Origin of the sequence: Acinetobacter sp. 22512 (assembly GCF_052044755.1) — a bacterium.
GTDB classification, from domain to species: domain Bacteria; phylum Pseudomonadota; class Gammaproteobacteria; order Pseudomonadales; family Moraxellaceae; genus Acinetobacter; species Acinetobacter pittii.
Window position 1 is genome coordinate 117608 of record NZ_JBQENP010000011.1, and the last position, 22414, is coordinate 140021.

The 22414-nt window shown below is 39.0% G+C and carries 21 protein-coding genes and 1 pseudogene; 13 read left to right on the forward strand and 9 right to left on the reverse strand.

Annotation, left to right across the window (positions count from 1 at the left end):
• Positions 1–32 precede the first annotated feature (32 nt).
• Positions 33–812, forward strand: a complete 780-nt coding sequence (locus tag ACTJJG_RS13055; RefSeq protein ID WP_002121572.1) for a M48 family metallopeptidase — start codon at positions 33–35, stop codon at positions 810–812.
• A 54-nt stretch (positions 813–866) separates the two neighbouring features.
• On the opposite strand, the gene ACTJJG_RS13060 is transcribed toward ACTJJG_RS13055, so the two are convergent.
• Together ACTJJG_RS13060 and crp are read right to left on the reverse strand one after the other, a co-directional pair.
• The gene (locus ACTJJG_RS13060; protein WP_032056746.1) at positions 867–1916 is read right to left on the reverse strand and encodes an NADP(H)-dependent aldo-keto reductase; all 1050 of its coding nucleotides are present in this window, start codon (positions 1914–1916) and stop codon (positions 867–869) included.
• Between the two features lie 159 nt (positions 1917–2075).
• The gene (gene crp, locus ACTJJG_RS13065) at positions 2076–2783 is read right to left on the reverse strand and encodes a cAMP-activated global transcriptional regulator CRP (RefSeq protein WP_005070320.1); all 708 of its coding nucleotides are present in this window, start codon (positions 2781–2783) and stop codon (positions 2076–2078) included.
• Between the two features lie 240 nt (positions 2784–3023).
• On the opposite strand from crp, the gene ACTJJG_RS13070 reads away from it, so the two are divergent.
• The 3 genes from ACTJJG_RS13070 (at position 3024) to ACTJJG_RS13080 (ending at position 4165) form a co-directional block, all read left to right on the forward strand.
• Positions 3024–3143 (forward strand): hypothetical protein, encoded by a 120-nt coding sequence (locus tag ACTJJG_RS13070; RefSeq protein WP_002121587.1) that lies wholly within the window; start codon positions 3024–3026, stop codon positions 3141–3143.
• A gap of 78 nt (positions 3144–3221) precedes the next feature.
• Positions 3222–3644: an OsmC family protein gene (locus tag ACTJJG_RS13075; RefSeq protein ID WP_002121528.1), complete on the forward strand. Its 423-nt coding sequence runs from the start codon at positions 3222–3224 to the stop codon at positions 3642–3644.
• 95 nt (positions 3645–3739) lie between these two features.
• A complete protein-coding gene (locus ACTJJG_RS13080) occupies positions 3740–4165 on the forward strand; it encodes a GNAT family N-acetyltransferase (RefSeq protein WP_069119562.1) in 426 nt (141 codons plus the stop codon).
• Here ACTJJG_RS13080 and ACTJJG_RS13085 read toward each other — a convergent pair.
• Entirely contained in the window at positions 4162–4971 is an 810-nt protein-coding gene (locus ACTJJG_RS13085) for a M23 family metallopeptidase (RefSeq protein WP_032056744.1), read from the reverse strand. The genes ACTJJG_RS13080 and ACTJJG_RS13085 overlap by 4 nt on opposite strands.
• A 299-nt stretch (positions 4972–5270) precedes the next feature.
• Here ACTJJG_RS13085 and clpB point away from each other — a divergent pair, with 299 nt between their 5' ends.
• Positions 5271–7850, forward strand: coding sequence for an ATP-dependent chaperone ClpB (clpB, locus tag ACTJJG_RS13090; RefSeq protein ID WP_005070314.1), 2580 nt, complete (start codon positions 5271–5273; stop codon positions 7848–7850).
• 50 nt (positions 7851–7900) lie between these two features.
• On the opposite strand, the gene ACTJJG_RS13095 is transcribed toward clpB, so the two are convergent.
• Positions 7901–8395 (reverse strand): CinA family protein, encoded by a 495-nt coding sequence (locus tag ACTJJG_RS13095; RefSeq protein WP_032056743.1) that lies wholly within the window; start codon positions 8393–8395, stop codon positions 7901–7903.
• Between the two features lie 268 nt (positions 8396–8663).
• Here ACTJJG_RS13095 and ACTJJG_RS13100 point away from each other — a divergent pair, with 268 nt between their 5' ends.
• The gene (locus ACTJJG_RS13100) at positions 8664–9080 is read left to right on the forward strand and encodes a hypothetical protein (RefSeq protein WP_032056742.1); all 417 of its coding nucleotides are present in this window, start codon (positions 8664–8666) and stop codon (positions 9078–9080) included.
• An 18-nt stretch (positions 9081–9098) separates the two neighbouring features.
• Here the strand turns inward: ACTJJG_RS13100 and rlmKL are convergent, their stop codons facing one another.
• Positions 9099–11309, reverse strand: a complete 2211-nt coding sequence (gene rlmKL, locus ACTJJG_RS13105; RefSeq protein ID WP_005076976.1) for a bifunctional 23S rRNA (guanine(2069)-N(7))-methyltransferase RlmK/23S rRNA (guanine(2445)-N(2))-methyltransferase RlmL — start codon at positions 11307–11309, stop codon at positions 9099–9101.
• 239 nt (positions 11310–11548) lie between these two features.
• Here rlmKL and ACTJJG_RS13110 point away from each other — a divergent pair, with 239 nt between their 5' ends.
• The 5 genes from ACTJJG_RS13110 (at position 11549) to ACTJJG_RS13130 (ending at position 16799) form a co-directional block, all read left to right on the forward strand.
• Positions 11549–11896, forward strand: coding sequence for a hypothetical protein (locus ACTJJG_RS13110; protein ID WP_032056740.1), 348 nt, complete (start codon positions 11549–11551; stop codon positions 11894–11896).
• Between the two features lie 124 nt (positions 11897–12020).
• Positions 12021–13037, forward strand: a complete 1017-nt coding sequence (locus ACTJJG_RS13115; protein ID WP_002121555.1) for an aspartate carbamoyltransferase catalytic subunit — start codon at positions 12021–12023, stop codon at positions 13035–13037.
• Positions 13038–13049: 12 nt separating this feature from the next.
• Entirely contained in the window at positions 13050–14285 is a 1236-nt protein-coding gene (locus ACTJJG_RS13120; RefSeq protein WP_032056739.1) for a dihydroorotase, read from the forward strand.
• Positions 14286–14498: 213 nt separating this feature from the next.
• Positions 14499–15926, forward strand: a complete 1428-nt coding sequence (locus ACTJJG_RS13125) for an OmpA family protein (RefSeq protein WP_032056738.1) — start codon at positions 14499–14501, stop codon at positions 15924–15926.
• A 93-nt stretch (positions 15927–16019) separates the two neighbouring features.
• Positions 16020–16799: a Rossmann-like and DUF2520 domain-containing protein gene (locus tag ACTJJG_RS13130; RefSeq protein WP_032056737.1), complete on the forward strand. Its 780-nt coding sequence runs from the start codon at positions 16020–16022 to the stop codon at positions 16797–16799.
• A 13-nt stretch (positions 16800–16812) separates the two neighbouring features.
• Here the strand turns inward: ACTJJG_RS13130 and ACTJJG_RS13135 are convergent, their stop codons facing one another.
• Together ACTJJG_RS13135 and trmB are read right to left on the reverse strand one after the other, a co-directional pair.
• Positions 16813–17439: a glutathione S-transferase family protein gene (locus ACTJJG_RS13135; protein ID WP_032056736.1), complete on the reverse strand. Its 627-nt coding sequence runs from the start codon at positions 17437–17439 to the stop codon at positions 16813–16815.
• A 172-nt stretch (positions 17440–17611) separates the two neighbouring features.
• Positions 17612–18328, reverse strand: a complete 717-nt coding sequence (trmB, locus tag ACTJJG_RS13140; protein ID WP_032004018.1) for a tRNA (guanosine(46)-N7)-methyltransferase TrmB — start codon at positions 18326–18328, stop codon at positions 17612–17614.
• Between the two features lie 145 nt (positions 18329–18473).
• On the opposite strand from trmB, the gene ACTJJG_RS13145 reads away from it, so the two are divergent.
• Positions 18474–20912: an ExeM/NucH family extracellular endonuclease gene (locus ACTJJG_RS13145; RefSeq protein ID WP_230445021.1), complete on the forward strand. Its 2439-nt coding sequence runs from the start codon at positions 18474–18476 to the stop codon at positions 20910–20912.
• Between the two features lie 206 nt (positions 20913–21118).
• Positions 21119–21730 (forward strand): glutathione binding-like protein, encoded by a 612-nt coding sequence (locus tag ACTJJG_RS13150; RefSeq protein WP_039757466.1) that lies wholly within the window; start codon positions 21119–21121, stop codon positions 21728–21730.
• Between the two features lie 60 nt (positions 21731–21790).
• On the opposite strand, the gene ACTJJG_RS13155 is transcribed toward ACTJJG_RS13150, so the two are convergent.
• Positions 21791–22135, reverse strand: coding sequence for a hypothetical protein (locus tag ACTJJG_RS13155; protein WP_002121546.1), 345 nt, complete (start codon positions 22133–22135; stop codon positions 21791–21793).
• 172 nt (positions 22136–22307) lie between these two features.
• Positions 22308–22414 (reverse strand): annotated as a pseudogene (locus ACTJJG_RS13160) (FAD-dependent oxidoreductase); the annotation flags it as partial.

A 22414-nucleotide genomic window follows, 5' to 3' on the forward strand; every position in this document is an offset into this window, starting at 1 on the left:
ACAGCTTTTTATCGATTTAGGTGATCTGTGTTATGAATAAAAAACTCTTTTTAAGCTTGTGTGCAGCAAGTGTGATGACCATTTCTGGCTGTGCAACAGTAGCGGACATGGCTGGTGCAGATACTGCAACCTTAAATGCTCAATCTGCTCAAGGTTTTAATAAGATGGTGCAGGAAGCACGTGGTAAGGGTGCTCTCGATACAAGCTCTAGTACATATAACCGTATTAATGCTGTATTCAACCGTTTAAAACCATATGCCAACCAGATGAATCAGACTGGTCAACCATTTAGCTGGCAGTTAGCGGTGTTGAAATCAGATACGATTAATGCTTACGTTGCACCTGGTGGCAAGGTCGTGTTCTATACAGGTATTGTGAATAAATTGAACCTGACAGATGCTGAAATTGCAGCTGTTATGGGACATGAAATGACACATGCTTTAGAAGAGCATGCAAAAAGTAAAATCGGTGCACAAGCTTTAACTGATTTAGCTCTAGGTATCGGTTTAAGCTATGCGGGTAATAATGTAGGCCAACTCGGTACTGCTGCTGCTCAGTTAGGTACACAAGTGGGTGTGGGCTTACCATATTCTCGTAGCTTGGAAAGTCGTGCTGACCAAGGTGGTTTAATGTTGATGGCGCGTGCAGGCTATAATCCAAATGCAGCGATTACGCTTTGGGAAAAAATGAATAAGCTTGAAGGTGGCGGTGGTTCATCCTTCTTGTCTACTCACCCATCTAACTCACAACGTATTGGTGATATGCGTAAAAACTTACCTGCGGCAATGGCAGTTTATAATAGCCGTAAATAAGATGTAAATTTTATATAGATAAAGAAAACGGATGCTTAAGCATCCGTTTTTTATTTAAGGAGCAGGGTTGGGCTGTTGAGTATGGATGGCCTCAATACCTTTTAGAACTTCACTTGGTAATTCAATCTCAAATGCCTGAATATTTTCTTTGAGTTGATCTAAATTAGTGGCACCAATAATTGTGCTGGTCACAAAGAACTGTTGTTTAATAAAAGCTAAGGCCATCTGAGTTAAGCTTAGTCCATGCTTTTCTGCTAGCTGTGCATATTGTTCAGTTGCCCACTCACTTTGAGGGTTACTGTAGCGGCTAAAGCGAGGGAATAGTGTCACACGAGCATTAGCGGGACGTGCACCATTTCTAAACTTGCCAGTTAGGTAACCAAAAGCCAGAGGAGAGTAGGCGAGCAATCCGACATCCTCATATTTAGCAATCTCTGACATACCTATTTCATAAGTACGGTTAAGAAGACTATAAGGGTTTTGAACACTTACAAATTTACTGACACCTAGCTTTTCGGCTAAATGTAAAAATTTCATAGTGCCCCACGGGGTTTCATTTGATAAACCAATATAGCGAATGCGCCCGCGATTAATCTCTTCTTGTAGAGCGAGTAATGTTTCTTCTAGAGGTGTTGTGTCGTAATCATTTTCAGCTTGGTGATTACCATAAGCGAGCGTACCAAAAAAGTTGGTATGACGTTCAGGCCAATGCAGTTGATAAAGGTCGATATAGTCCGTTTGGAGGCGTTTAAGTGATCCATCTAGAGCTTTGGCAATATGATCACTGTTAAAGCGTGTATTGCCTTCTCGGATGTGTGTTCCTCCAAAGCCAGGACCTGCAATTTTAGATGCGAGAAAGACTTTGTCACGTTGTCCATTTTGGGCAAACCAATTGCCAATAATTGTTTCAGTTGCGCCATAAGTTTCAGGTTTTGGTGGAACAGAATACATCTCTGCCGTATCCCAAAAATATAAACCATTGGCCAAGGCGTAATTGAGTTGTTCAAAAGCTTCTTGTTGGGAGTTTTGCTCACCAAATGTCATGGTGCCTAAACAAATTTCTGGAAGTTTAAGGCCTGTGCGACTAAGTGGGTTAAATTGCATACAGCGGAATCCTTGGAAATTTTGAGTTAGCCTAACGGAGAATATGTATTCAACTTAAATCATAAAATTAGAATAGTTTGTAAGTTTTGTGTATTAACTCATTGTTGCATATAAAAAAAGCAAACCGAAGTTTGCTTTTTATTAAAAATTTAATGAATATTATTCTTCATCGTCGTAGTCATCATCAGAAACAGTGTTTTCTTCTAATGATGCATCAAAAATAAGAATGGCTTTACCATCAGTTTGGATCATACCTTGATCTTCTAAGGTTTTGAGTACACGGCCAACCATCTCACGTGAACATCCAACAATACGGCCAATTTCTTGACGAGTAATACGAATTTGACGACCATTCGGCAAAATCATTGCTTCTGGTTGAGAAGATAGATCGATTAAGCAACGTGCAATACGACCAGACACATCAATGAACGCAAGATCTGTCATTTTACGGGTCGTATTTTTTAGACGGCGAACTAATTGTGCAAAAACAGCATAGCTTAAGTCTGGGTATTGTTTGCTGAGTTCGTGGAAGTTGTCATAAGAGATCTCTGCAATTTCACAGACATCACGAGTTCGAACTTCGGCTGTACGTTGAGGGTTCGGTTCGAAAAGCCCCATTTCCCCAAAGAAATCGCCCGGATTTAAATACGCAACAACAATTTCACGTTCGTCATCTTCACGCAAAATAATTGAAACTGAGCCTTTTAAAATTAAATATAAAGATTTTGACTCTGTTCCGGCATCAACAATTGTGGTTCGTTTTGGATATCTGTTGATGTGAGCACGTTTTAACAATGCTTTAACGGATTCAGGTAGTTGCCCCGGAGATAAAGCATCTGTGCTGAGTTGTGAAAAATTTGAAGTCATGCTTAATATGTTCCGAATAGGGTAAACAATTCACACAAGCTCGAGATGAGCTATTACACAGAAGAGATGAAATTCCTTATCAACTCATTTTATGTTAGTGTACAAAACAAGGGCCTGTTGACATTTCACAGATGGTTGCAACATAAGACAATTCTTTTAGACGTACCAAATAAGAACTATGAAATTTAGCCATTCTAAATAAATAGATCTTAACAATGGAACGTACAAAATAACTTGGTCTTGCGCTATGCCTGCGCTGCTTTAATTGCAACTCAGATTATGGCTGAAATTTCACAAACTTTATTACAAAACTGGACAAAGGATTGCCATTGTCTGGGTTTTGCGTCTTATTTGGATTAATTTTTAGCTATAACGCAATCCATAGATGAAATGTCAACAGACCCTGCTTAAATTTATAATTTTTTTTGGGTAGTTGCAATGCAAACAAGTGTACATTGGCTAGAGAATGTTGCTTTTGAAGCGAAATCGGATAGTGGGCATAGTGTCATCATGGACGGCTCACCTGAGTATGGTGGTGAAAACCGTGGTCCACGTCCTATGGAATTGATATTAATGGGACTTGGTGGGTGTGCTTCGTTTGATATTGTGACTATTTTAAAGAAATCTCGCCAAGATGTGACGAATGTTGTATGTAATTTAAAAGCTGAGCGTGCTGACGCAATTCCGGCTGTGTTTACTAAAATCCACTTACATTTTGTGGTAACTGGTAAAGCTGTGAAAGAAAAGCAGGTTGCAAAAGCAGTTGAATTGTCTGCCGAGAAATATTGTTCAGCAAGTAAAATGCTTTCTGACGGTGGTGTTGAAATTACACATGACTTCGAAATTATTGAAGCGGAATAAGGCATTTTTTTGCTAACTAGAAATTAAAAAAAGCTGACATGAGAGTTGGCTTTTTTATTGTCAAAAATAACTAAAAAATAATAGGGAGAAGAAAGATGAATATTCGTTCTGCTAAATCAAAAGATACTCAAGCTATATGTGATCTACTTAAACAGATGGGATACCCACAGCCTTTTGCTCTTATTCAAGAAAAATTTGAGATACTCCATAATGACTCTAATTCACAAATTTTGATTGCTGAAGAGAGGGCTAAAATTTATGGTTTTTTATCTCTCTACTTTATTCCGCAAATTGCCTTACAAGGTGACTTTGCCAAAATATGCTATCTGTGTGTTGATGAGAATATGCGTAGCAAAGGTGTAGGGCATTTACTCGTAAAGGAGGCTGAGCAACAAGCCAGACGCCGAGGGTGTGATCGAATGGAACTGCATTCAGGAATGCAAAGACCTTTGGCACATCGATTTTACCTAAGAGAAGGCTATGTCGAAGCGCCAAAGTATTTTCGTAAAGCTTTAAATTAACGAGCTGTATTTAGAAAAAGCTGAGGATCTACCCGAGCATTATTAAGGCTCATGCCCCAATGCAGATGAGGGCCTGTCACGCGTCCTGTTTTGCCTACTAAACCTAGTGTTTCTCCTTGGCGGATATGTTGGCCTTTCTCTACTTTAATTGCGCTTAAATGGCAGAACATGCTGACTAAGCCTTGGCCATGATCAATCAACACGGTTTGTCCATTAAAAAAATAAGATCCAGTTTGGATAACCACACCATCTGCGGGAGCAACAACTTTTTGTCCTACTGGCGCAGGAATATCTAGACCTGAGTGAGGCGCGCGTCCCTCGCCGTTAAAGAAGCGTTTTCTTCCAAAAGAGTTGCTAAATTTCCCTGAAGTCGGGCGTATAAATGTAGGTAGGGTTTGCCATGAGCTCTGTGTAAATGAGGTATACACATCATTTTGTTCTTTTGCTTCTTGAGCGTAGCGGTCTAATTGACTTTGATTAGGGTTCACATAATCTTGGTTCGTGACTTTAATCCGCTGTTCTGCGTAAGGATAAGACTTAACTTCTATTTGAATCGGGGCTTTATTTGTGTCGAGTTGAATACTGCCGATTGGAGTAGATAAAGGAATACCAAGCACGGCATAACGCTGCTGACCTTCTTGGCTAATTAAAACAGGCTTTTGTTGAAAAGTGACCTGAGTAATATCAGTACTTAGAGGAACAACTGCAATTCCACCAGGTCGTCTGGAGTCTTGTGGAAGCTGAGCGATTGCTAGTGCCGAAGTAAAAAGACAAGTTGTTGTTAATATAATGTGTTTAAAGTGCATTTTCATTTCAAAACGAGTAGGAAACTAGCAAGATAAACTAAAGCTTAATCACTAAATTCTCAATGAAGAGTTTGTGAAAAGCGTAGTAAGAATAAGCATGAATCTAAATATTCAATCATTTTAATAAAATGTAGCTGAACTGTACTTGAAATATATACAAAACAATCCCATATTATAATGGAGTTTTACTCATTGTTATTTTTATAACATTATGAAAAATATATAAAAATTTATTTGAAATCCGAAGAAGTGTTCCCATCTATTAGACAAGTACAAATTTGTTGTGAGGAATAACAAGAATGCGTTTTGAGAAATTTACAAACCGCTTGCAGCAAGCCCTCTCAGATGCTCAATCTTTAGCGATGGGTAAAGACCATACCGCTATCGCAGGTATTCATATTTTGTCTACCTTGTTAGAAGAGCCATCAAATATTAGTTTGTTGCAACAAGCAGGTGCACGGTTACCTGAACTTAAACAAAAACTTGAACAGGCTATAAAAGATGCGCCGACAATTGCCAACCCAACGGGTGATGTCAACTTAAACCCAGAAGCCGTTAAAGCGCTTAATTTGGCAGACAGATATGCGCAAAAGGCAGGTGATGAATTTTTATCAACTGACTGGGTTTTATTAGGTTTGGCAGAGACAGGCGAAACTAAAAATATTTTAAGTGCGGTAGGTGTAACTCCCGACAGCTTACGCAAAGTAATTGAACATATTCGAGGTAATGACAAAGTCATGAGTAATAATCACGAAGACCAACGTGACTCACTTAATAAATATACGATTGATTTAACAGAGCGTGCTTTATCTGGAAAACTTGATCCTGTCATTGGGCGTGACGATGAAATTCGCCGTACCATTCAGGTGTTATCGCGTCGTACCAAAAACAACCCTGTTCTTATTGGTGAGCCGGGCGTAGGTAAAACCGCTATTGTTGAAGGTTTGGCACAGCGTATTGTGAATGGTGAAGTGCCAGAGGGATTAAAAAATAAACGTGTTTTATCCCTCGACTTAGGTTCATTACTGGCTGGTGCTAAATATCGTGGTGAGTTTGAAGAACGTTTAAAAGCTGTTTTAAAAGACTTGGCAAAACACGAAGGCGAAATCATCCTGTTTATTGATGAGTTACATACACTCGTAGGTGCAGGTAAAGGTGATGGCGCGATGGATGCAGGTAATATGTTAAAACCTGCGTTGGCTCGTGGTGAATTGCGCTGTGTGGGTGCGACGACCTTAGATGAATATCGTCAATATATTGAAAAAGATGCAGCTTTAGAGCGTCGTTTCCAAAAAGTGCTAGTTGATGAGCCAAGTGTTGAAGATACGATTGCAATTTTACGTGGACTCAAAGAAAAATATGCCACTCACCATGGTGTGCAAATTTTAGACTCTGCGATTATTGCTGCGGCGAAAATGTCTCATCGTTACATCACTGATCGTCAATTACCAGACAAGGCAATTGATTTGATTGATGAGGCAGCTTCTCGTATTAAAATGGAGATTGACTCTAAACCTGAAGCACTTGATAAGCTCGATCGCCGTTTAATCCAGTTGAAAATGCAATTGGAAGCTGTGAAAAAAGATGAAGATGTCGGCAGTAAAGCTGAAGTCACTCATCTTGAAAAACAGATTGCTGAAGTCGAGAAAGAATACAACGATCTTGAAGAAATCTGGAAGTCTGAAAAAACTTTGGTAGAAGGTACTAAACAGGCTCAGGTGGAACTTGATAAAGCGCGTATTGCTTTTGAGAAAGCTCAGCGTGAAGGTGATTTGGCTGAGGCAGCACGTTTACAGTATGGCGTAATTCCAGAGTTGCAAAAACAACTGGAGCAAGATGAAGTTGCAGAGGAGAACGAAGAGCCAAAACTCATTCGTACTAAAGTAACTGAAAATGAAATTGCTGAAGTTGTTAGTGCTGCAACAGGTATTCCGGTTGCTAAAATGATGCAAGGCGAGCGTGAAAAACTCCTTAATATGGAAGAGTTTTTACATGACCGTGTTGTAGGTCAAGATGAAGCAGTTGTTGCGGTATCGAATGCTGTTCGCCGTTCACGTGCCGGTTTGTCTGACCCGAATCGTCCTAGTGGATCATTCTTGTTCTTGGGTCCAACAGGTGTTGGTAAAACTGAGTTGACTAAAGCTTTAGCTAACTTCTTGTTTGACAGTGATGATGCCATGATTCGTATCGACATGAGTGAATTCATGGAGAAACATTCTGTTAGCCGTTTGGTTGGCGCACCTCCAGGATATGTCGGTTATGAAGAAGGTGGTGTTTTAACTGAAGCTGTTCGCCGTAAGCCATATAGCGTGGTGTTGTTTGATGAGGTTGAAAAAGCACATCCAGATGTATTCAATATCTTGCTCCAAGTATTGGACGATGGCCGCTTAACCGATTCACAAGGTCGAGTAGTAGACTTTAAAAATACGGTAATTGTGATGACTTCGAACTTAGGTTCACAAGATGTACGTGAGCTAGGTGAGGGTGCAACAGACGATGAAGTGCGTACCATTGTAATGAATGCGGTAAGTCAGCATTTCCGTCCGGAATTTATTAACCGGATTGATGAGCTTGTGATTTTCCATTCACTCAAAAAAGCACAAATTCGTGGTATTGCCGATATTCAGTTGGATCGATTACGTTCGCGTCTTGTTGATCGTGACATGAGTCTAACTGTAGATGATACCGCTTTTGATTTATTGATTGATGCTGGTTTCGATCCTGTCTATGGCGCGCGTCCATTAAAACGTGCGATTCAACAACAGATTGAAAACACATTAGCACAAAAAATCTTGTCGGGTGATTTTGTCGCAGGTGATACTATTCTAGTTAAAGGCGAAAATGGGCATTTAGTCTTCGATAAAATGAAACTCAGTTAAGCTTTTTCTGCTAAAACCGAAAAGAGAATATGGAAACATATTCTCTTTTTTTATGTTGAATCAGTTTTTATGGTTGATGTGAGTAAAGCAATTATGGCATCTGAAACTTTCTGAGTTAATGTCTTTAACTTTTGTTCTGAGTGACCAGATAAAAAATAACGATAATGATAAATATGCTGTTGGTAAGAAATGCAAATAAAAAAGGTGCCCACAGGTTTTTCTGGGGTTTCACTTCCGCCAGATTTTAATAGCCCAGTACAACTGACAATAATATCAGCTTGTTGAAATAAGCTTTGACCCAGCCTACACATTTCCTCTGTGACTTGCGGTGACTCTGCTGTGTAAGTCTTTATTAACTTTGGATCGATATTTAAAATACTAATTTTAATGCTTGGGTCGTAGCTAACTAAGCCACCTAGTAAAATATCTGCACCACTATTTTTGTGAATAGAAAACTGACTTGTTAAATAACCCGAACTCGCACTCTCAATAAAAGCAACTTTGAGCTGGCGATCTTCTAATAGTTGGCAGCACTGCTGAAGCATTATTTCACCTCGAATGGTGTTTATTTATAAATAAAATCAATTTACAGATAAATTATAAAATTACAGTAAGTGATTTAGCAGTGTCGTACAAGTCTGAGATAAAAATCTATAAAACAACTTGAATATTCACTAAATGCTTGTGTAATAGTTCAGGTTTTAAAATGATCAATGTTAATTGTCGGGAAGTCTATTTATAACATTGCGACATGTTTAAAAAATTGTTAATTTTGTTCGATATAACGAACAATAACAATTTAGGATAAATGCAATGAACAATAAACAAGGACCTGCGCTGTGTATTTTAGGTTTTATTTCGCTAATACCCATCAATGTATGGGCTGCACAGCCTCTAAGTGAAGGGGCCTTAGCAACACAAACAGGGGCAGTAAATGCAGCTTTACCTGTGATTATTGCGAAAGCTCAAGACGATGCTAAGAAACCAATGATAGAACAACAACAAGCACGTCAGGTGTTAGGGGATAATTATTTACAACAAGTTCGATGGGATGCACTTAGAACAAGTGTACTTTCACCTTATCAAGAACAAAAACAAAACCATGTTATCGATAGTAAGGAAAAGAAGAAACTAGAAATGATGGCATTACCGGAAAGAGCAGACCGATTTACCAAATATGATTTTGAATCAAGAAATGTTCATGGCGAGGTTATTATTACCGTGAAGTAATAATAACCTCTAATCTTATTAATATTGATCTAGACCAGGATGCTGAATTTTCCATGCACGGTGGATTTTCTGATTACGTTTAAAATCAGGGCCAATGGTTTCAGAAGTGATTTCTTCAACCTGAAAAATAGCTTCGATCTCTTCATCCATTTCAAAACCACGATAGTTGTTTGAGAAATAGAGCGTTCCTTCACTATTTAAACGGTTCATTGCACGTTTAATGAGTGAAACATGGTCACGTTGGACGTCGAAAGTACCATAGAACTTTTTAGAGTTTGAGAATGTCGGTGGATCGATAAAAATAAGGTCATATTGTTCGTGACCTTCTTTTAACCACTCAAAACAGTCACTCGCAAAGAACATGTGCTGTTCATCTGCGTGATCTACAGTCAGGCCATTTAAAACGAAGTTTTCTTTTGACCAGCTTAAGTAAGTATTAGATAAGTCTACACTTGTCGTACTTGCAGCACCGCCTAAAGCAGCATGTAAGCTTGCTGTAGAAGTATAACTATATAAATTCAAGAAGTGCTTACCACGAGCTTCTTGTGCGATACGTAAACGCATTTGACGGTGGTCAAGGAATAAACCTGTATCTAGATAATCTGTCAGGTTAACTAATATTTTAGCTTTACCTTCCTGAACGATAAAACGTTTTGAAGCTGTGCTTTGTTTCGTATATTGATTAGTACCTGTTTGGCGCGCACGTGTCTTAATAAAGATGGCATCGCGGTTTAAACCGGTAACAGCACGAATTGCAGCGAGTGCTAAATTAAAACGTTTTTTTGCTTTTTCAGGATCGATTGTTTTTGGTGGTGCATATTCCTGAACATGTAAGCGATCGCCGTATAAGTCAACAGCGACGTTAAAGTCAGGTAAATCTGCATCATACAAACGTAAGCAATAAACATTTTCTTTCGTTGCCCATTTTTTCAAGGCAGTCATATTTTTTTGCAAACGGTTAGCAAAATCTTGAGCTTCTTCCATTTCAATAGGTTGAGCTTGCCAAGTTGCTAAGAATGGCTGAGTTACTTTTTCAGGCTTAATTGAACCAAAGCGAATGTAAATCGGCAACTTACCATTCATTAAACGTAAGGTTTCAGGTGCTTCAAACGCTAAAACATCGGCTTGTTCAATTTGCGCTGCAATAATTGCGGCATATTGATTCGGGAAATGTTTTTGTAAAAGCGCAGATAAACCTAAGTAAAGAGAGCGGTTAGATGCTTTATCACCTAAACGTTCACCATATGGAGGGTTAGTCACAATAAATGCAGTTTTGCCTTCAGCTGAAAAATCAGGCCAGTCAGCTAAAGTCCGTTCTTCAATTTGAATTTGGCCTAACTGTTTTTCAAAGCCTGCCGCAATAATATTTTCACGAGTGGCTTTTACAGCTTCCCAGTCTGCATCGTAGGCATAAAACTTAGGTAAAGGTAATTCAAGCGCCTTTTCGTGACGTTCTGCTGCTTCAGCTTTAAGCGAAAGCCAAAGTTCACGGTCATGACCATGCCAACCATTAAAACCAAAACGGCGAACAAGGCCTGGTGCACGGTCAGTCAAAATCATTAATGCTTCAATAATAAATGTACCTGAACCGCACATCGGGTCGAGCACAATCTCTGGCTTACGTTGTTGAAGCTGAGCTTTTTGTAAAATTGCCGCAGCAAGGTTTTCTTTAATTGGCGCATCCGTCATATAACGACGGTAACCACGTTTATGTAATGAATCACCTGATAAATCTAGGCAATATGTATGCTCAGTTTTACCTGCTAAAACATATAACGTAATTTCTGGTTGTTTAGTATCAATGCTCGGACGACGACCTACAGCTTCCATAAAGGAATCTACAACACCATCTTTTGCTCTAAGCGTTGCAAATTGAGTGTTAACCTTAATTTCACGTTCTGCATGTAAGCGAATAGCGAAGGTACTTTGTGGTGCAAAAATAAGTGACCAGTCAAAACTAATCGCACCTTCATAAAGCTCTTCTGCTACATCACGCGCATCATGTGTATGTTCGAGTTCATAAGTATGAATAGGCAATAAAACACGAGAAGCAAGACGCGACCACATACAGATGCGATAAGCATGTTCAAGCGTTCCTTCAATGATTAAACGTCCTGCTTTACGTTCTGTCACTTTGGTGCCAAGCTGTTCTATTTCTTCTTGTAAGAGGGCTTCTAAACCATCAGCACAAGTAATCCAATAGTGGTTTAAACGTAAAGAGGTATTCATAAACTCGATTGACCAAAACATATAAATATTAACGATGCAAAGTTTAACTTATTTTGATGTGTAAAGGTTTTTAAATTATTGCAACCTATCATAATCCAACCAATAAACTGATTTTTAAAGATTAAAACAATTAAAGTGGTATGTATTTTGCTAACTCAGTCCTATCAATGGTTATTTAATTAACAAACATAGCCAGTTTTTAACCATTTTATTATTTTAAATTGATGGGGTAATTATAAATGAAAGACATGATGGGGAATGGTTTTATTGCTAATGCGGATGCTTTCTCAGTAGCGACACAAATATATGTACGCATGCGTAGGGTGACGGGGCGGGTAATAGATGCAATGTACGTTGTCCAAAATAAAGATTATGCAAAATATGTCATTGCGCTGGCACTAGAATCAGAGGATGACGAATTAAAACGAAGTGTTGAGCGATTGAAATCGTTGGTTGATACAATACCAGAGGAGCCTTCTCAAAAAGAAAAAATCGCTGTTGTTAAAGTCGATGAAGAGTCGGAAATTACCGCTGAGGATATTTATCGGGCACAAGTTCCGCACCATTACATTGGTGCATTAAGGTAATTGCCAATAAGGTTCTAAATTTTCTGGTCAATTTAGGGCCTTATTCTGTAAAGTTCTTCTGCGAAAAGAGCGGAATTCAGCTACACTATGCACGTTTTCGCGATTCGACCCATAGGAATCCATTATGCATATTGCAGCGTTGCATCAACCGAGCCAGGTTCAGCTCAATCAAGACGGAAATTTAAAACATTTTTTAACGATTGAGGGACTTTCAAAAGAAAACCTCACCAAGATTTTAGATACCGCACAAAGCTTTTTAGACGATAATAATAATTTAATTAACCGTCCGCTCTTAGAGGGATTGACGGTTATGAATCTCTTCTTTGAAAACTCCACACGTACCCGTACTACTTTTGAAGCAGCAGCAAAACGTTTGTCTGCCAATGTACTGAACATTGATATTGCTCGTTCAAGTACTTCAAAAGGTGAAACTCTGCGCGATACGCTCTGGAACCTTGAAGCAATGGCAGCGGATATCTTTGTTGTTCGCCATTCATCTTCGGGTGCTGCACATTTCATTGCTAAAGATGTATGTCCAAAGGTCGCGATTATTAATGCAGGGGATGGACGTCATGCTCATCCGACGCAAGCGATGCTTGATATGCTGACTATTCGCCGTGAAACTAAAAAACCATTTGAAGATTTAAGCGTTGCTATTATCGGGGACATTAAACACTCTCGTGTAGCACGTTCGGATGTAGCTGCATTACAAACTCTAGGTTGTAAAGATATTCGTGTGATTGCACCGAATACATTATTGCCAGTGGGCTTTTCGGAATATGGCGAGCACGTTCGCTTGTTTAACAAGATGGATGAAGGCATTACCGATTGTGATGTGATTATTGCCTTACGTATTCAAAACGAACGTATTGACTCTCCAGCGTTATCTTCACAGTCTGAATTCTACAGAATGTATGGTTTAAACAAAGAACGTCTTGGTTTAGCTAAACCAGATTGCATTGTGATGCATCCGGGACCAATGAACCGTGGTGTAGAAATTGATTCAAGTGTTGCTGATGGAGATCAGTCGGTTATTTTGAAACAAGTAACCAATGGTATTGCAGTTCGTATGGCCGTATTGGCGTTATCAATGCAAGGCCAACTCCAAGAGCAAGGTTTAATTGAAGCGATTACGTTGTAAGGAATGGATCACATGAGTATTGTAAAAATTGAAAATGTACGTGTGTTAGACCCAATCCAAAAAACAGACAGCGTACAAACTGTATATATTGAAAATGGAAAGTTGGTTGCTCCTGTAGAGCAAGTGGAGCAAACCATTGACGGCCAAGGTAAATGGTTAATGCCAACCATGGTTGATTTATGCGCGCGTTTGCGTGAACCGGGTCAACAGCAACATGGGACATTGAAATCGGAAGGTAAGGCAGCACGTGCCAATGGTATTTTGCATGTTATTACACCACCTGATTCAAAGCCGATTGTACAAGACAACGGTGCTCTCATTCATGGCTTGATTGAAAAGGCATGGCATGATGGGGGCATTCACATGCATATCATTGGTGCTCAAACCCAAGGTTTAAATGGTAAACAACCTGCAAATATGGCGGGCCTGAAAAAAGGCGGTTGTACTGCTGTTTCTAATGCAAATGCTGCTTTTGAAAATGACGATGTAGTTATTCGTACCTTGGAATATGCAGCGGGTCTTGGTTTAACGGTTGTGTTTTATGCTGAAGAACCACAGATTGCTAAAGACGGATGTGCACACGAAGGCTTTATTGCATCACGTCAAGGTTTACCAATGATTCCTGCAATTGCAGAAACCGTAGCGATTGCAAAATATCTGCTTATGATTGAAGCGACTGGCGTAAAAGCTCACTTTGGTTTGTTATCTTGCGGTGCATCGGTTGAATTAATCCGCGCAGCAAAAGCAAAAGGTTTACCTGTGACTGCCGATGTAGCAATGCATCAATTGCATTTAACTGAACACTTAACTGATGGTTTCAATTCACTTGCGCATGTTCGTCCACCATTGCGTTCTGAGCAAGATAAAGAACTTTTACGTCAAGGTTTAAAAGAAGGCGTGATTGATGCAATTTGTACGCATCATGAGCCTTTAAGCAGTTCAGCAAAAATGGCACCATTTGCTGAAACTCAACCGGGCATTACTGCTTTTGATACTTATGTATCTTTAGGCATTCAGCTCATTAATGAAGGTTTATTTGAACCTTTAGAGTGGGTTGAAAAAGTGACTAGCGTACCTGCGCAGGTTGCCAATATGACTACGCGTTGGGAAGATGAAGCAGGATGGGTATTAGTAGATCCTGAATTAAACTGGACAGTAAGCAAAGACACAATTTTATCACAAGGGAAAAATACTCCATTGCTGGGTCAAAACCTTAGCGGTAAAGTACTTCAAACTTTTGCTAACTGATAAAACGGTTATTTAAAGTAAATTTAAAATATAAACAGGTAGATCAATAAGATCTGCCTGTTTTGTAAATACTAGATGGAAATTTGTATATAAATTATTTAAAAAACAACAAAAGATTGAGCGCACATTAGAATAAAAAACTATCAGCAAAGAGAAGTATTTGAATAATCAAAAGTTGCTGGTTACGACGTATAAAATTCGGGAGAATAACCAATGTCGATAAACCCTATAGAACTGCTTAAAGAAAAAGTATCATCAACAATATTAGATAATCAGGATGGATACCTAGGCGAAAAATCGAATGCTTTATCTAAGTTTTATCCAATTTTGCTTTCACTATTAGCTGCTAAACCTGATCTTATTGGACAATTAAAAAACAGTTTGGCTCCCTCATTATCAGACCTTTTTTCTCATAATGACCAAATCAAGAATACTGTACTTACTCACTTAAGCGGTACGGCACCAAATAATGAAATAGAAAGTACACTCAACAGTGCAATTAAACCTAGTCTTAATGCAATTTCGGACGTTGCCGGAAATGATCAACAGAGTATTGTAAATTATTTACGTCAGCATGCAGATACTATTCGTTCGCATTTACCGGGATGGGCAGTAGGTCTATTAGCTCCTTTAGGACTTGGTGCAGGTTTATCTTCAGTTCCACATGCAACTTCAGCAGCCCCACCATTAGCTGCAGCCAGTGAAAAAACAGGCAAATCTCGTGGGTTCCTCCCTATTATTGCCTTAATTATTTTGGGTCTTATCATTGCTTGGTTATGGCGTTCTTGCCAGCATAAAGAAGCTGTGCCAGCACCTGAACCAACAGCTGCCAGTGGTGTTGAGGCTACTACCGCAGCTGCACCTGCGAGTTTAACCTTAAGCACAGATGATAAAGGTGCTGTTAGCCAGTGTCAGGCAGGTATTGGCGATCAAGGATTCTTAGCAACACTACAAACTCAAGTTAAGCAGGTTTTCTCATCAACTCAAGACTGTAACGTTGATACCAGTCAAACTTATGCGGCTGGATTTACAGATAAAGATGCACTTGCTGGCGTGCTTGGTGCCTTAAAAGGTGTGCCAAATGCATCTTTAGAATGGATAGGTGACAAAATTACTTTGAAAGCAGGTGATGCAGCAGCGTTAGCAGCATTAACCGCAAAAGTAAAAGCTCTTGTTCCTCACACTGAAGTTGTTTCTACTGCACCAGAAACAGCTGAGCAATCTGTAAGCAATAGCTTAACTGCTTCGCAAACTGCTTTAGGCTCAATTGATCCGAATAATGTCGATGTAAATGCATTAGTAAAAGCACTTAACTTGCAAATCATTAACTTTGCGAGTGGCTCAAGCGATATTCCAGCAGACAACAAAGCTATTCTTGATCAAGCTGCAACACTTTTAAATAAAGTCAGTGGTGTGAAATTAAATGTGGGTGGTCATACCGACTCAACAGGCAACGCTGCGGCAAATAAAGCTTTATCACAACGCCGTGCTCAAGCAGTAGTCGACTATTTAACATCTAAAGGTGTAGACGGGTCTAAATTAGTTGCACAAGGTCATGGCTCTGATCAGCCTGTTGCAGAGAATACAACAGAAGAAGGACGTTTTAAAAACCGTCGTATTGAGTTTTCAGTAGCTCAATAATATTCTGATTTATGAAAAATTAGATATTTTAATTTGAAAAAAGCTTCTCATTTTGAGAAGCTTTTTTGTTGAAACAAATAGTGTTGGATTAATATGAGAATCAGTTTGGTTGGAAGTGGGCGAGTTGCCTTTCATTTAGCAAAGGTACTGTTGGCTCAAGGTCATCACATCGTACAAGTGTATGCGCGTGATTTTGAGAAAACCCAAAAGTTTGCAGAGCAGTTTCAGGCAAAAGCATGTCAGTCACTTCAACAATTCCAATCAACTGATCTTATCATTTTAGCGGTTTCAGACAGTGCAATTGCAGATATTGTAAAACAAGTTCATGAATTCTTTCCTGATACACTTATTGTCCATACTTCGGGTAGTACTGATATTGAAGTCATCAGTCAGGTACATGAAAAAGCAGGGGTATTTTATCCATTACAGACATTTAGCTTTGAAAGAGACGTCAATTGGCAAGCCACACCATTATTTGTTGAAGCGGTAACAGATGCCGATCAAAAACTACTTTTAAATTTAGCAAATAGCCTAAGCAGTCGAGTATATCAATATACCTCAAAACAACGTTTAACTTTGCATTTAGCGGCTGTATTCGCTTGTAACTTTAGTAACTATTGTTTTGATATGGCAAAGCAGGTAGTAGATAAAGAGCAGGTCGACTTTAGCTTGCTCTATCCTTTAATTATAGAAACAGCAAAAAAAGCGACTGAAAATGATCCTAAGCAAATGCAAACTGGGCCTGCTGTAAGAGGAGATCAGAATATCTTGGCAATGCATCAAGACTTATTGGCTCAAGCAGAGCGGGATGATTTAAAACAGGTCTATCAACTTTTAAGTGATGGCATCGTGAAGCGCCATCACTCGGACTAAAGCTTGCTCAAAATTAAGGTTCGCCGTTATTGCCCCATTTTAAGAAACCCGCACGTTGATTTAAACGTTCAAAATATTGGTCGACATGCTTAAGCGTTGGATGGTCAAAAGGAGTGGCCTTCCAGCGTTGTACAGACAGACCAATTGGAATATCGGCCAAGCTAAATTGTGAACCAGCAACATAGGCCTGAGTTTTTTCAAGTTGTTGATCGAGAATCTGTATATGATGATTCCAGTCATCAATACCTTGTTTTAATAAGTTTGGATCTTGATGATCTGGAGAATGTCTCAAGAGAGACATAATTGTATAAGTCCAGCTGTTATTCAGTTCGATGGCTTGCCAATCAATCCACTGATCAACAAAGAATCTTTCTTTCGCTTGAGTAGGGTAAAGCTGATGTTCTTTATCGTAAGCATTTGCCAAATAACGGATAATACTGTTGGACTGCCAAAGGACTAAATCGCCATCTAAAACAACAGGAATTTGCCCATTTGGGTTTAATTGTAAATATTCAGGTGATTGAGCGGAGCGAAAGCCTCGTCCCCAATCTTCTCTTTCATATTCAAGATTTAGTTCTTCGCACAACCATAAGACTTTGCGTACATTAATGGAGTTATCGCGCCCTAAAATTTTTAACATGTGGTGTCCTTAGTATTTTTAGTGTGGCAAGTACCAGTTTCTATAAATAGCTAGATTCGCTTAGATTGGCAATTATTAATTAGAAAGAAGAAATACTATAGATCAGATATATTTAATTTCTTTTTATATAAAAAAGAAAAGGCCTAGTTTATTACTAAGCCTTTTTTATTATTTACTTAATCTTTTTAAAGATAAAGTCATTAATTTTATGGCCTGACTCAATACCACGGCGTTCAAACTTAGTCACTGGGCGCCACTCTGGACGTGGATAGCTATTGCCTTTACCCGCCAAGTTTTCAAGGTCTGGACGGTTGTCTAAAATATCAAGCATCCATTCAGCATACGGTTCCCAGTCTGTTGCTGCGTGGAATGTACCACCCAGCTCAAGTTTTTGTTCAACCAATTGCATACGCTCGTGAATAACAAAACGACGTTTGAAATGACGTTTCTTTTGCCAAGGGTCTGGGAAGTAAAGTTGTACGCAGTTAATGCTGTTGTCTGGCATTTCACGTAAAACCTGAATCGCGTCTGCATCAAGTACACGTAAGTTTTTAACTTCTGCTATACCTGCTTCATATAGGCATTGAGCAATGCCAGGTACGTGGACTTCAATACCCACATAGTTACGTTCAGGGTTTGCTTTTGCCATAAGCACTAACGAACGACCCATACCAAAACCGATTTCAACAGTTAAAGGACGTTCTGGATGTTCGAAGTGTTGGCGTAAGTCGCCAACAGGATATTCCAAAATTAAATCGCGATGTTGTTCTAATGCCGTGCGTTGAGACGTATTAAGTGGTGCTGAACGACGCATAAACGTCACAATTTCACGGTGTTCAGGCAAATTGTCTAAGTCTGCAATTTGCGTTTCTAACTGATCGATCGACATAACCTTGGCAATATTGAAATTCAAATGCGGTATTTTAAGTCTTCATGTGGTCAAGTCAAATGTTTCGGTGTTTTTCTTCATGTAGATGTCATGTTCAATATTTAATCTAAGAATCTATATAAATTTCAAATGAACATATTTACTCATGAAAACTTTTCAATTACGCACACTTTCTGTGCTATTAGGGGCACTTGGTGCTTTTACATATAGTCCTTGGGCACAAGCACAGCTCATGTTTAGTCAATATGTTGACGGCAGTAGTAACCGCAAAGGTTTGGAAATTTATAATCCAGATGGGACTACAGTTAATTTAGCCGACTATGAAATTCAACAATTTAATAATGGCGGTACAGCAAAAACAGCGACTTTCCGTTTACAAGGATCGTTAACCAGTAAGCAGAAGTTTTTAGTAGGTCGTTCTGAGTTGCAGGCTGAACTTGGCAGTAAAGTAAATCAGATCGCTGCATTATCTTTTAATGGAGATGATGCGGTTGTACTTGTTTATAAAGGTACGCCTGTAGACCGTTTTGGGCGTATTGGTGAGCGACCAGAAACAGGATGGGGAACAGCCGTTTCGAGCTTAGGAAATAGTTTTAAGCGTATTGAAACTGAGAACCCAGCTTTAAGTATTGATGCAACTGCAGCATTTGATTTGGACCGTTCATGGTCAGCTTGGACAAACCGAAATGACTTTTCAAATTTATCTGGCTCAATAACACAGCCACCTGTTGAAACGGTGAGTTGTTCAAGCTCCGATACACCAATTGCTGATTTATCAACTGCAGCACAAAACCAGACCTATACAGTGCGTGGTGTGATAACTGCTGACTATCGTTATGCCAATGGTTTTTCTGGCTTCTATGTTCAGACACCAGATACGAAAGCACGTGCAAATATTAGCAATGCTATTTTTGTTTATATCCCAAATAGTAGTGCTGTAAAAGGTGGGCAAGTTGGCGATGAAGTTATTTTGCGTGGTCGCTTAACAACTTATCAAAACCAATTGCAATTAGATCAATTACAACAAGATATTCAAACTTGTAATAGCAATATGGCAAATCAGGTGCAGCCGATTAGCCTTGAACTTCCATTTGCTAGCTTAACAGGTGGTTCGACCCATTCTCCACAGCGTTATCAAGGTATGTTGGTTAAATTACCTCAGACTTTAACGGTAAGCGAGAACTACAATTATGGCCGTTATGGTGAATTATCTCTAAGCTTAGGTCGCTTATATATTCCAACCAATTTATATCCAGCGTTATCTCCTGAAGCTAAAGCTCTTGCTCAGAAAAATTTATTGTCGAAAATTATTTTTGATGACGGCTATAACAACCAAAACCGTACTCCATGGTTACCGACAAATTTTAGCGCTGCCAATACGCTACGTTCGGGTTATCAACTTAAGAATGCTGAAGGTATTTTGGAATACCGTTTTAATGGTTGGCGTGTGCAACCAGTGCTTGGACGTAATCAACCTGAAGTAATTACTCAAACAAACCCGCGTCAAAGTGTCATTACCAAAAATGCTAATCACATTCGCGTAGCTTCATTTAACGTTTTGAACTATGACAATGGCGCAACGGGTTTCCCAACGGAGCGCGGTGCAACGACACAAGCTGAGTTTGATAAACAGCATCGTAAAATTGTGAGTGCATTAAAAGCGATTGATGCTGATGTGTATGGTTTAATGGAAATTGCGAACAATGGTTATGGTCCGAACAGTGCAATTGCTCATTTAACCAGTGCTTTAGGTAGTGATTGGAAATACGTTGTTCCTGAAAACTTAGACCGTTTAGGTGGTGATGCGATTGCGGTTGCTATTATTTATAACAGCAAGCGTGTTAAGCCTTTGAATAAACCCGTTGTGCTTGATTTGGGTGACAAGAACCGAACAACATTGGCGCAAAGTTTCCAAGCCGTTCGTGGTAATAAAACGTTTACCGTTATTCCAAACCATTTGAAATCGAAAAGCTGTAGTGGGGTGGATGCTAGCTCTACTGATGCAGACCAAAAAGATGGTCAAGGTTGCTGGAACCCGACTCGTGTGAAAGCAGTTGATCAAATTGTGCAGTGGTTAGCGAAAAATCCAACTCAAGTGCCTAAGCAAAATGCTTTACTTGTAGGGGATATGAATAGCTACGCAAAAGAAGAACCTATTTTGTCATTTGAAAAAGCGAACTACAAAGTTTTGTTGAACGACGCTAAGGTAGGACAGGGTGCAGAGGCATATAGCTATGTGTTTGGTGTTGCGAGTGATGCCAATGGAAATGGTGGAGCGGGTAATTTAGACCATGCAATTGCTGATGCAGCTCTATATCCAAAAGTAGTCAGAACCTTTGCATGGCATATCAATGCAGATGAGCCAACCGTTTTAGATTACAACGAAGAATATAAAACTGATGAGCAAAAGGCATTGTTCTATGGTGAAGATGCTTATCGTTCTTCGGATCATGATCCAGTAATTGTTGATCTGGATTTAAATGGTAAAGATTCAAGCCAGCCTGATGATGATAAGAAAAACGGTATTTTTGATTTCTTAACTGAATTAATGAATTGGATTAGCCAGCTTTTTAAACGTAATTAATGGAAAATTGCGTGACGTAAATGTGTTTTATCATATTTTAAACAATCGTCACGCAAGACAACTTGCAAGGAATAAATTTTTCAAGAATATTAGATGGTGTAAGTATTTTATAAGTTTACGCTTTTTTACAATTAAAGAATTGTGCAAACCTTGCAGGTTTTCTAGAAGCAATTTAAAACGTTAATATGAGATAACAAGGATCAGATATGAAATTATATTATTCGCCAGGCGCATGTTCTTTAGCTGCACATATTATTTTAAATGAAATTAATGTTGATTTTGACTTAGAACGAGTAAATTTAAAAACACATAAAACAGAAAAAGGTGCAGATTATTACGAGATTAATCCAAAAGGATATGTACCAGCTTTAGAAATTAACCCTGGTTTAATGTTAACTGAGAACGTTGCGATTTTACCTTTCCTTGCTCAGCACGATCCTAAGCAGGATTTAATTCCGCCATCGGGTATGGGCCGTGCGAAAGTATTGGAATGGTTGGGTTATTTGAACTCTGAATTGCATGATGCTTATGCAGTTTTCTTTGGGGCACCTCTAACAAATGATGAAAAAACCAAAGCTTATGCTGAAATCGACCGTCTTTTAAAATATATCGATAACTATTTGTCTGAATCTGATTACGATTATTTGGTAAATGATAATTTTGGTCCAGCAGATGCTTATCTATTTGTTTTAACAAATTGGTCAAACTCAATTGAGCACGACTTAACACCGTATAAGCACATTATTGCATTACGTAATAAAGTTGCAGAGCGTCAATCTGTACAAATTGCGATGCGTGATGAAGGCTTAATTTCATAAAAGATTTTAAGAGCTTAAAAAAGCCCCTAATCAATAGGGGCTTTTTTATACTAAAGAAGATTAGTGTTGAGCGTCTTTTTTCACTTCAGCAGCGGTATTTTCAACAGCTTGAGCTGTATCAGCAGTCGCTTTACGTGCAGTAGCTTCTGTTTCAGCTGCAGCTTTAGCAGTCGCATCAGCAGCGTGATCGGTTGCAGCATCAATCTTCTCAGCAGCATTATCAGTTGCAGTTGCAATATCATCAGCAGCTTTATCACCAGCAGATTTGATATCAGCACTTGCTTGTTGAGCAGCATTTTCTAAGTGTTCACCTGTAGTCGCGCCAGTTTCTGGAGCTTTATCTTTATTACAACCAACAAGGGCAACAGTCGCAGCAAGACCTAAAGCAACAAGTAATTTATTCATTGTGTTTTTCCTTCTAATTCATGGCATCCAAATATGGATGTCTAAAATATAAACATAAAGTAAATGATTAATAAAGATCGAAAATTGTTAAAAAGTTGTAACTCTAGTATTAAAAAAGCCTAGCATTTTGTAATGCTAGGCTTGAAATAAATAATAATGATTTTGACCGATTTTACTGCCCAGAACGGATGATGTAATCAAACGCTGAGAGCGATGCTTTAGCACCTTCACCTGTAGCAATAATGATTTGCTTGTAAGGTACAGTCGTACAGTCACCCG

Excerpts from the sequence above, each read along its gene's own strand:
- rlmKL (WP_005076976.1), bottom strand. The coding sequence starts at position 11,309 with ATGAATACCTCTTTACGTTTAAACCACTATTGGATTACTTGTGCTGAT.
- ACTJJG_RS13120 (WP_032056739.1), top strand. The coding sequence starts at position 13,050 with ATGAGTATTGTAAAAATTGAAAATGTACGTGTGTTAGACCCAATCCAA.
- ACTJJG_RS13145 (WP_230445021.1), top strand. The coding sequence starts at position 18,474 with ATGAAAACTTTTCAATTACGCACACTTTCTGTGCTATTAGGGGCACTT.
- ACTJJG_RS13060 (WP_032056746.1), bottom strand. The coding sequence starts at position 1,916 with ATGCAATTTAACCCACTTAGTCGCACAGGCCTTAAACTTCCAGAAATT.
- ACTJJG_RS13055 (WP_002121572.1), top strand. The coding sequence starts at position 33 with ATGAATAAAAAACTCTTTTTAAGCTTGTGTGCAGCAAGTGTGATGACC.
- ACTJJG_RS13085 (WP_032056744.1), bottom strand. The coding sequence starts at position 4,971 with ATGCACTTTAAACACATTATATTAACAACAACTTGTCTTTTTACTTCG.
- ACTJJG_RS13075 (WP_002121528.1), top strand. The coding sequence starts at position 3,222 with ATGCAAACAAGTGTACATTGGCTAGAGAATGTTGCTTTTGAAGCGAAA.
- ACTJJG_RS13155 (WP_002121546.1), bottom strand. The coding sequence starts at position 22,135 with ATGAATAAATTACTTGTTGCTTTAGGTCTTGCTGCGACTGTTGCCCTT.
- ACTJJG_RS13100 (WP_032056742.1), top strand. The coding sequence starts at position 8,664 with ATGAACAATAAACAAGGACCTGCGCTGTGTATTTTAGGTTTTATTTCG.
- ACTJJG_RS13150 (WP_039757466.1), top strand. The coding sequence starts at position 21,119 with ATGAAATTATATTATTCGCCAGGCGCATGTTCTTTAGCTGCACATATT.
- clpB (WP_005070314.1), top strand. The coding sequence starts at position 5,271 with ATGCGTTTTGAGAAATTTACAAACCGCTTGCAGCAAGCCCTCTCAGAT.
- ACTJJG_RS13135 (WP_032056736.1), bottom strand. The coding sequence starts at position 17,439 with ATGTTAAAAATTTTAGGGCGCGATAACTCCATTAATGTACGCAAAGTC.
- ACTJJG_RS13130 (WP_032056737.1), top strand. The coding sequence starts at position 16,020 with ATGAGAATCAGTTTGGTTGGAAGTGGGCGAGTTGCCTTTCATTTAGCA.
- ACTJJG_RS13110 (WP_032056740.1), top strand. The coding sequence starts at position 11,549 with ATGAAAGACATGATGGGGAATGGTTTTATTGCTAATGCGGATGCTTTC.
- ACTJJG_RS13095 (WP_032056743.1), bottom strand. The coding sequence starts at position 8,395 with ATGCTTCAGCAGTGCTGCCAACTATTAGAAGATCGCCAGCTCAAAGTT.
- crp (WP_005070320.1), bottom strand. The coding sequence starts at position 2,783 with ATGACTTCAAATTTTTCACAACTCAGCACAGATGCTTTATCTCCGGGG.
- ACTJJG_RS13080 (WP_069119562.1), top strand. The coding sequence starts at position 3,740 with ATGAATATTCGTTCTGCTAAATCAAAAGATACTCAAGCTATATGTGAT.
- ACTJJG_RS13125 (WP_032056738.1), top strand. The coding sequence starts at position 14,499 with ATGTCGATAAACCCTATAGAACTGCTTAAAGAAAAAGTATCATCAACA.
- trmB (WP_032004018.1), bottom strand. The coding sequence starts at position 18,328 with ATGTCGATCGATCAGTTAGAAACGCAAATTGCAGACTTAGACAATTTG.
- ACTJJG_RS13115 (WP_002121555.1), top strand. The coding sequence starts at position 12,021 with ATGCATATTGCAGCGTTGCATCAACCGAGCCAGGTTCAGCTCAATCAA.